We start from the raw sequence: 9062 nt of genomic DNA on the forward strand, positions 1-9062 counted from the left end.
GCTGCGGCGGCGCCGGCCGGGCCCGGCCCCGAGGCGGCGGCGGAGGTCCTGCGGTCGGCGCCGGACCGGCTCCACGCGCACATCGGCGGGCTGTACCTGCTGTCGCCGGACGGGGAGCGGCTGGAACTGGCGGTGACGCTGGGCGCGGCCCGGCAGTTCACCAGGCCGTGGCAGCGGGTCGGGATCACCGCACCCGTACCGGTGGCCGACGCGGTGCGGGGCGACCGGGTGGTCTGGGTGGGCGGTGCCGAGGAGATGGCGCGCCGGTACCCGAGGGTCGCGGTCGCCATGCCGTACGCGTTCTGCCTGGCGGCCGCTCCCCTGGTCGCGGGCCGGGTCACGTACGGGGCGGTCTTCCTGATCTGGCCCGCCACGCACCCGCCCGAGATGTCGTCCGGTGAACGTGACCGGTTCGCCGCCTTCGCCGCACGACTGGCCGAGGTCCTGGCGGAGGCGGCCCTGGCGGGTCGACCGGTCCGGGCCGGGCCGCGCCCCGAGGCGGCCGAGCGCGGTGCCACCCGCTCCCTCGCCGCGATGGTGGCACGGCTGCCGGAGGGCGTGTGCGACATCGATCTGGACGGCAGGCTGACCGCGGTCAGCCCGGCCGCCGCCGAGCAGCTGGGCGAACCGGTCGGGCGGCTGCTGGGCGCCCGGCCGTGGGAGGTCCTGCCCTGGCTGCGGGACCCGGTGTACGAGTACCACTACCGCTCCGCGATGATCAGCGGCCAGCCCACCTCGTTCGTCGCCTGGCGGCCGCCGGACCGGTGGCTGTCCTTCGAGCTCTTCCCCGACCCGTCCGGGCTGACCGCGCGGATCAGCGCCGCCGACGCCGACGGGCGCGACCGTCCGGCCGGGCCACCGGCGGAGGGGGCGGCGCACACCCGGCCCGGGGCGCTCTACCACCTGCTGCACCTCGCCGGCGCGCTGACCGAGGCCGTCAGCGTGCAGGACGTGGTGAGCATGATCGCCGAGCAGATCGTCCCGGCCTTCGGCGCCCGCGCCGTGGCGGTGCTGATGGCCGAGGGCGGCCGACTGCGCATCGTGGGCCACCACGGCTATCCGCCCGGGCTGGTCGACCAGTTCGACAGCACCCCGCTGACCGAGCCCACGCCGGGCGTCCAGGCGTCCACCAACCCGGTGCCGGCGTACTTCGAGAACCGCGCCGAGCTGGAGCGGCTCTACCCCGGCCGCCAGGAGACGCAGGACGGGATGGCCGCCTGGGCGTACCTGCCGCTGGTCACCTCGGGCAGGCTGATCGGCACCTGCGTGCTGGCCTTCGCCGAGCCGCACCGCTTCGACCTCGAGGAGCGCGCCGTCCTCACCTCGCTCGGCGGACTGATCGCCCAGGCGCTGGACCGCGCCCGGCTGTACGACACCAAGCTCGACCTCGCCCAGGGCCTCCAGGAGAGCCTGCTGCCCCGGGCGCTGCCGGACGTCCCGTGCCTGGAGGTCAGCGCCCGCTACCTGCCGTGCACCGAGGGCATGGACATCGGCGGCGACTTCTACGACCTCATCCCGGTCGGGCCCGACTCCGTGGCCGTGGTGATCGGCGACGTCCAGGGCCACAACGTCAACGCCGCCGCGCTGATGGGCCAGATCCGCACGGCCGTACGGGCCTTCGCGGCCGCCGACGCCGATCCGAGCACGGTGCTCTCCCGCACCAACCGGCTGGTGGCCGACCTGGACACGGGCCTGCTGGCCAGCTGCGCGTACCTGAGGGTCGACCTGGCGCGCCGCGAGGCCTGGCTGGCGGACGCCGGCCACCCGGTGCCGCTGGTGTACGGCCCGGACGGCCGGGCGGCCGCGCTGGAGCCGATCGTCGGCATTGTGCTGAACGTCGACCCGGCCGCCGACTACCCGCAGGTCCGCGTCGACCTGCCGATCGGCACCACCCTGGCCCTGTACACCGACGGTCTCGTCGACACGCCCGGCGCGGATCCCGACCAGGCGCTGGCGGACCTCACCGCGACCCTGGCCCGCCACGGCGGTGAACCGCTCGACCGGCTGGCGGACGCCCTCGTCGACCGGGCCGGCCACGGAGAGCACCGCACCGACGACGTCGCGCTGCTGCTGATCCGGTCCGTTCCCCGGTGAGCCGGGACGGCGGGCGGGGCACCTCGTGGGTCGGCGGACACGGCGGGACCATGGGGGTATGGCGAGAGACACTGGCCCCGGCCCCCGTGCTCCGCACCGAGCGGAGGGTCGCCGCGGTGGGCGGCGACCGCCGCGCACGGGCCCCGGGGATCCTGCGGTACGGCGGCTGCGGTCGGTGCTGGACATCCGCAGCGTCGCCGGTCAGATGTTCCTGCTCCAGGTGGCGGTCGTACTGCTGATCGTCGTGGCGGCGGTCGTCGCGCTGCTGATCGCGTCGCGGAGCGACCGGTTCGCCGCCGCGCGCGACCGTTCGCTCGCCGCGGCCGAGGCGTTCGCCCACAGCCCCGGTCTGGTGGCCGCGATCCAGGGTCCCGATCCCACGGCCGTGCTGCAGCCGCTGACCGAAGCGGCCCGCAAGGACGCCAAGGTCGACTTCATCGTGGTGACCGACCGGAACGGCATCCGGTACACCCACCCCGAGCCGGCGCAGATCGGCAAGCACTTCGTCGGCACCATCGGGCCGTCGTTGCAGGGGCGGGTCACCGTCGAGCAGGTGCACGGCCCGCTCGGCCTGGAGTACCAGGTGGTGGTCCCGGCGGAGGACGCCGGCGGCGGGGTCGTGGGCATCGTCTCCGCCGGGATGAAGGTCGCCAACGTGAGCAGCGCCGTCGACCACCAGCTGCCGGTCGTCCTGGGCGCCGCCGCCGTCGCACTCGGCCTGGCCACGGCCGGTACGGCGCTGGTCGGCAGGCGGCTGCTGCGGCAGACCCACGGCCTGGGGCCGGAGGAGATGACCAGGATGTACGAGCACCACGACGCGGTGCTCCACGCGGTGCGGGAGGGCGTGGCCATCATCGGCGGTGACGGGCGGGTCCTGCTCGCCAACGACGAGGCGCGCCGGCTCCTGGACCTGCCCCCGGACGTCGAGGGGCGGGCCGTCACCGACCTCGGACTCGACCCCCGGACGACCGAACTGCTGCTCTCCGACACGGCCGTCACCGACGAGGTGCTGCCCGTGGGCGACCGCCTGCTGGCCGTCAACAGCCGCCCCACCGTCAGCAGACGCCTCGTCGACGGCAGGGCGGGGACGAGCGGCGGCGGTGCGGCGGCATCCGGCGGTGCGGCGGGGCCGTCCGGTGGCGGAGGAGGCCCGTCCGAGGGCAGGGGAGGCCCGTCCGAGGGCAGGGGAGGCCCGTCCGGCAGCGTCACCACCCTGCGCGACTCCACCGAACTGCGCGCCCTCGCGGGGAAGGCCGAGGTCGCCCGCGGCCGGCTCCGGCTGCTCTACGACGCGAGCATGGCCATCGGCACCACCCTGGACGTCCGGCACACCGCCGAGGAGCTCGCCGGGACGGCCACCCGGGAGTTCTGCGACTACGCCACCGTCGACCTCGCCGAGGAGGTCCTGGTGGGCGAGGAGCCGCAGACCCGGGCCGTCGGCGCCCCGGTGGAGCTGCGGCGGGTGGCCCTCGCGGGCGTCCGGGACGATTCGCCGCTGTACCCCCAGGACACGCTGGTCCGATGGGCGGGGAGCACCCCGCAGGCGGCGGGCTTCGTCAGCGGCAGGCCCTCGCTGGTCCCGGAGCTGGCGACCGACGCGGGCTGGCGGATGCAGGACGTCGAACGCACCCAGGCGGTGCTGGACTTCGGCCTGACGTCGCTGATCGCCGTTCCGCTGACGGCGCGCGGGGTGCTGATGGGCGTCGCCTGCTTCTGGCGCGGCCGGGGCAGGAGCCCGTTCGAGGACGACGACCTCTCACTGGCCGAGGAGTTGGCCGCCCGGGCCGCGGTCTCCGTCGACAACGCCCGCCGCTTCACCCGCGAGCACACCATGGCCGTGACCCTCCAGCACAGCCTGCTGCTGCGGTCGCTGCCCGAGCAGAACGCCCTCGAGGTCGCCTACCGCTACCTGCCCGCGCAGGCGGGTGTCGGCGGCGACTGGTTCGACGTGATCCCGTTGCCGGGGGCCCGGGTCGCCCTGGTCGTCGGCGACGTGGTCGGCCACGGGGTGCACGCGGCCGCCACCATGGGCCGCCTGCGCACCGCCGTGCAGAACTTCTCCACCCTGGACCTGCCGCCGGACGAACTCCTCGGGCACCTGGACGAACTGGTCGCCCACCTGGACCAGGAGGCGGCCGCGGCCGGGGGAGAGGCCGCGATCACCGGGGCGACCTGCCTCTACGCGATCTACGACCCCAGCACCGCCGTCTGCGCGCTGGCCCGGGCGGGCCACCCCCCGCCCGCCGTCGTCCACCCGGACGGCACGGTGGAGCTCCTCCACCTCCCCGGCGGTCCTCCGCTCGGCCTGGGCGGGATGCCCTTCGAGGCCGTGGAGGTGCGGCTGCCGCCGGGGAGCAACCTGGTGCTCTACACCGACGGTCTCGTCGAGGACCGGACCCGGGACATGGGCGTCGGGCTGGACGTCCTGACGAGCGTCCTGGCCCGCCCCGGCCGATCGCCCCAGGAGGTCTGCGACGCGGTGCTCGACGCCCTGCTGCCCGCCCGCCAGAGCGACGACATCGCCCTGCTCGTCGCCCGTACCCGGGTGCTGGCGCCCGACCGGACCGCCGAGTGGGAGGTGGCCTCGGCGCCGGAGGCCGTGGCGCGGGTCCGTGCCGAGGCGACCCGCCAGCTGGCCCGGTGGGGGCTCGACGAGGCGGCCTTCGTCACCGAGTTGGTGCTCAGCGAACTGGTGACCAACGCCATCCGCTACGCCACGGACCCGATCAGGGTGCGGCTGCTGTACGACCGCACGCTGATCTGCGAGGTCTTCGACAGCAGCAGCACCGCGCCCCACCTGCGCTACGCCGTCGCCGAGGACGAGGGCGGCCGCGGGCTGTTCCTGGTCGCCCGGCTCACCGACCGCTGGGGGGTGCGCTACACGCCCGATGGCAAGATCATCTGGGCCGAGCAGCACCTGTGACGGGTCGCGGGGCGCCCTGCTGCGGGGCGCCCGGCGGGTCCTTCAGCCGTGGCGCCTGTCAGAACCCGATGTCCTCGCCGTGTGGCGGCGGCGTCCGCGTCCCGCGTCGGCGTCCGCTGCACCGCCGCCCCGCCGCCCCGCTGCACCGCCGCCCCGCCGCCCCGCTGCACCGCCGCCCCGCCGCACCGTCGCACCGGCGCCGGGGACGGCGCGGCGGACGCCCCCGGCTACGCCTCCTCGCGGAGCAGCGGGGCCGAGAGGGCGCGGACGGCGTTGGCCTCGGCCTCGCGCTCGTAGCGGTCGGACGGATCGGAGACCCGGAGGCCGTCGCCCCGGTCCGTGCCGGAGACCGGGCCGTGGCGCTGCTGGATGACGTGGGTCAGCTCGTGGGCGAGGGTGTGCCGGTCGCCGCCGCCCTCGCCGATGACCACGTGGTTGCCGGAGGTGTAGGCGCGGGCGCCGACCTCGGCCGCGGAGGCGCGGGCCGTGCTGCCGGTGTGCAGCCGCACGTCGGAGAAGTCGGCTCCCAGCCGGGACTCCATCTCGCGCCGGACGGCACCGTCGAGCGGCTGCCCTGCGGAGCTCAGCGCCCGGGACACCAGGGAGCGTTGCAGCGGTAGCTCGTCCGGGCCGGCGCCGCCGGATCCGTGACGGGCCCGGTCGACCAGCCGGGACACCGCGGCGTTGCCGATGGTCCGTTGCAGGGCGAGCGCGCCGGCGGCCCGCGGGCCCGGTCGCGCGGTGCGGGCGGCGTCCGGGGCGGGGCCCCGGTCGGTCCGCCGGTCGGGTTCGTGAGCGCGCACGGCGAACGGGCTCCTTCCTCCATGTGGCGGTTCGGTGCGCATACCGCGCTGATGCCGCCTCCGGTGCGGAAACACCGCAAAGCTACTGTTGAGAAGACGGTGCGTCAGCACCGTTCGGGGGCAGACCTCACCGTCCGCGGGGGAAGGGCCGGTTGCCCCCGGGGGCCCGGACGGGTTCCCCGAGGGGCAGCCGGGTGGGGGCGGTGGGAGCGGTCCGATTTGGCGGTTGGTGCCCGAACGGGTCAGGGTGTCCGTCGGACGTTGACATGGTCACGGGCTGTGCGGGGGCACGAGCAGGGCAGGATCACGGGGGGCGGAGGGAGTGGTTCCGGGGGAAGGGGTCGTTGACATCGCCGGGGCGTCAGGAGCACCTTTCCTCCCCGGTCGCCCGGGGAGGAAAGGTGCACGGTGCGCGTCGACTCAGTTCCCCTGCCGAATGTCGCTCAGCGTCCCACTGACATTGAGGAGTTCGTGGCAGGTCGACGCCTGCTTGCCCGACGCCGGGGTGCCCGGTGACTCGCAGGTCACGTTCGCCGTCACTGCCTGGTCCGCGGGGACCTGGATGGGAGTCACCCAGTGGTAGTCCTGGTTGCGGAAGGTCTCCAGAGCGATCGTGGTGATCGTCTGCTTGCCGGCCGTGATGGTCAGCACACCCTGGTCGCCCTGGAAGTTGGCGACCACGATGTCCGTGATGTCGAACACCTTGCCGCGCGGCACCTGGTAGTTGCCCGTGGACGCCGAGCCGCTCGCGGTCTGCACCTCGATCGTGGCGGAGCTCTGCTGGCCGGTCCCGGGCACGGCCAGTCCCTGGCCGCGGCTGCCGGCCCCGGCGCTCGCCTGACCGGCGCCGGGCTGACCGGCGGCCGGCTTGCCCGCTGCGGCGGGGGCCCCGCCGGAGGGCGCCGGCTGCGCGCCGTCGACAGGTGCGGCGGCGATCGGGGTCGGGGTGGCGTTCTGCTGGGCGACGGCCTTCTCGGCGGCCTGCTTCGCGGAGCTGCGCACCGCCGGGCGGACCAGGGCGAACCAGGCCAGCAGCAGGGCGATCAGCGCCGCCAGCAGGGCCAGCAGCCACTTCGGGAAGACCGGTACCTGGAGGAACTCCCCGTCGAGCTTCGGGTTCTGGGCGGCCGTCGGATCCACGGCCGGGGCGGACCCGCCCTTGCCACCGCCGTCCCCGTCCTTGCCGTCCCCGTCCTTGCCGACGCCGTCCGGGCCGGCGGCGGGATCGGCCGGGGCGACGGTGACCTCGAACGGCCAGGTGGCCTGTTTGCCGAACCAGATCAGTTTGCGGGCGCGGGCCTGCAGCCGCATCTCGCCGGACTCGCCGGGTTCGAGGCGCAGCCGCTCCGGGCTGACCCGGAAACGCAGGTCCTCGCCGGGCTGGCCGGGCGTGGGAACCACCGTGGTGGGCGCGTTCCCGAGGTTGCGCACCGACGTCCGGTAGCGTCCGCGCAGCCAGCCGCGCCGGCGGCGCGGGGCGAGCGCGGCCTGCAACTCGTGGAACGGTGTGACGGTGACGGTGGTCTCCGGAACCGTCACCAGCTCCGGGCGTTCGGTCGGCAGCACCCGGACGCCGAGCGGGAACTCACCCGCGCGGGCAGCGGGCGAGCGCGGCGGGGCGAGGCGGATCGTCACCGTCTCGGACGTCCCCGGGAACAGGGAGACCCGGGCCGGCTCGACCGTCGTCCATGCGGCGCAGTCGCCGACCACCTCCAGCGCGTACGCCTCGACGATGTCGAGGTCGTTGCGCACCGTCAGGGTCGTGGTGGCCACGCCACCGGGCGCCACCGTCAGCGCGGGCAGGCCGAGTTCGGCGGATGTGGTCATGGCGTGACGGTACGGCCGACGGACCGCCCGCGAAGAGGTCCCTGCGGGCAAGCCGTGGGCACACCCCTTGCCCGCGCGGGCGGACCGGCCCTGCCCGGTGCCGCCGCGGCGCACCGCGCGCACCGTGCCGCCGCCCGCGCCCCGCACCCCTGAGGCCCCCTGGGCCGACGGCCGGCCCCGCCCCTCGGTGCAGCCGGCCGGCACCACTGAATGTCCGATGGAGAATGGAGAGTTCGATGACGTCGACCGATACAAGCGGTGAGGGAGTCGTCACCGCGCAGCGGACCCCGGTTTCGTCGCGGTCCGGCGGCTCCCGGGTGATGAACGGCTCCCGGACGGCGGGCAGCGCCTCCCGGACGGCGGGCGCCACCCGTCCGTCGGGGGTCGGAATCCCCGTCCAGGCCCGCGGGAAGCCGGCCCAGATACGCGTGGCGGTGTACGCGGAGGACATCATCCTGCAGACCGGCGTGGTCCAACAGCTGCGCCAGCGGCCCGAGGTCGAGCTGCTGAGCGAGAGCGAGGCGGGGAGCGCGGAGGTCTCCCTGCTGGTGGTCGACGCCCTGACCGAGGCGGTGGCCGAGCACCTGCGGCGGCTGCGGCTCGCCACGGCGGGCCGGATCGGCCTGGTGGTGGGCCACTTCGAGGCCGGCGGGCTGCAGACGATCGTCGAGTGCGGGGTCGCCGCCGTGCTGCGGCGCTCGGAGGCGGACCAGGACCGGTTGGTGCACCTCATCACCGCCCTCGCCAAGGGGGAGGGGGTGATGCCCGGGGACCTGCTGGGTGAACTGCTCGACCGGATCGGGATGCTCCAGCGGACCATGCTCGACGGGCGGGGGCTGACCCTGTCGACCCTGACGGCCCGGGAGGCGGAGATGCTGCGGCTGGTGGCCGAGGGGTTCGACACCAGCGAGATCGCCGCCAAGACCTCCTACTCCGAACGGACCGTCAAGAACGTCCTGCACGAGATCATCAACCGGCTCGGGCTGCGCAACCGGGCGCACGCCGTGGGGTACGCGATGCGACGCGGTCTGATCTGAGCACGGCGCCGGGGGAGCGGTGCGGTGGGGAGGACCCCGGCAATGGCGCCGGGGGAGCGGTACCCGTGACGAGGCACCCGGCAACGGCGCCGGGGGAGCGGTACCGGTTGGGGAGGACCCCGGCAATGGCGCCGGGAAGAGCGGTACCGGTTGGGGAGGACCCCGGCAATGGCGCCGGGAAGAGCGGTACCCGTGACGAGGACACCCGGCAACGGCGCCGGCGGGGGGCGTACCCGCGGGCCGGCACCCCGGTGATCGGCCTCCGCGGAAGAGGGGCAGTCGCGGCACACCGAGGTCCCGTGACCGTCGCGGTCTGCCCTTTGGGGACACAGGTCGTTACCCCCGGCTCGGGTGCCCGGGCTCTGTTCCCGGGCGCCC

At 75.2% G+C, this 9062-nt stretch carries 5 protein-coding genes; 3 read left to right on the forward strand and 2 right to left on the reverse strand.

The window, feature by feature from the left end; translation table 11 throughout:
• Both ABT247_RS28655 and ABT247_RS28660 read left to right on the forward strand, forming a co-directional pair.
• Positions 1–2094 (forward strand): SpoIIE family protein phosphatase (locus ABT247_RS28655; RefSeq protein ID WP_350748032.1); only part of this gene is annotated, 2094 nt, incomplete at its 5' end.
• Between the two features lie 205 nt (positions 2095–2299).
• Positions 2300–5017 (forward strand): SpoIIE family protein phosphatase, encoded by a 2718-nt coding sequence (locus ABT247_RS28660; protein ID WP_350748040.1) that lies wholly within the window; start codon positions 2300–2302, stop codon positions 5015–5017.
• Between the two features lie 227 nt (positions 5018–5244).
• Here ABT247_RS28660 and ABT247_RS28665 read toward each other — a convergent pair whose 3' ends face one another.
• The gene (locus tag ABT247_RS28665) at positions 5245–5820 is read right to left on the reverse strand and encodes an eCIS core domain-containing protein (RefSeq protein WP_502892517.1); all 576 of its coding nucleotides are present in this window, start codon (positions 5818–5820) and stop codon (positions 5245–5247) included.
• A 420-nt stretch (positions 5821–6240) separates the two neighbouring features.
• A complete protein-coding gene (locus ABT247_RS28670) occupies positions 6241–7647 on the reverse strand; it encodes a COG1470 family protein (RefSeq protein ID WP_350748035.1) in 1407 nt (468 codons plus the stop codon).
• A 320-nt stretch (positions 7648–7967) separates the two neighbouring features.
• Between ABT247_RS28670 and ABT247_RS28675 the strand changes: the two genes are divergently transcribed.
• Positions 7968–8684, forward strand: coding sequence for a helix-turn-helix transcriptional regulator (locus tag ABT247_RS28675; protein WP_392902234.1), 717 nt, complete (start codon positions 7968–7970; stop codon positions 8682–8684).
• The last annotated feature ends 378 nt before the right edge of the window (positions 8685–9062 follow it).

This window comes from Kitasatospora sp. NPDC001539 (assembly GCF_040298565.1).
Taxonomy (GTDB): Bacteria; Actinomycetota; Actinomycetes; order Streptomycetales; family Streptomycetaceae; genus Kitasatospora.

What these genes read in the sequence shown, in the direction of transcription:
- ABT247_RS28660 (WP_350748040.1), top strand. Translation starts at nt 2,300, where the DNA reads ATGTTCCTGCTCCAGGTGGCGGTCGTACTGCTGATCGTCGTGGCGGCG.
- ABT247_RS28670 (WP_350748035.1), bottom strand. Translation starts at nt 7,647, where the DNA reads ATGACCACATCCGCCGAACTCGGCCTGCCCGCGCTGACGGTGGCGCCC.
- ABT247_RS28675 (WP_392902234.1), top strand. Translation starts at nt 7,968, where the DNA reads ATGAACGGCTCCCGGACGGCGGGCAGCGCCTCCCGGACGGCGGGCGCC.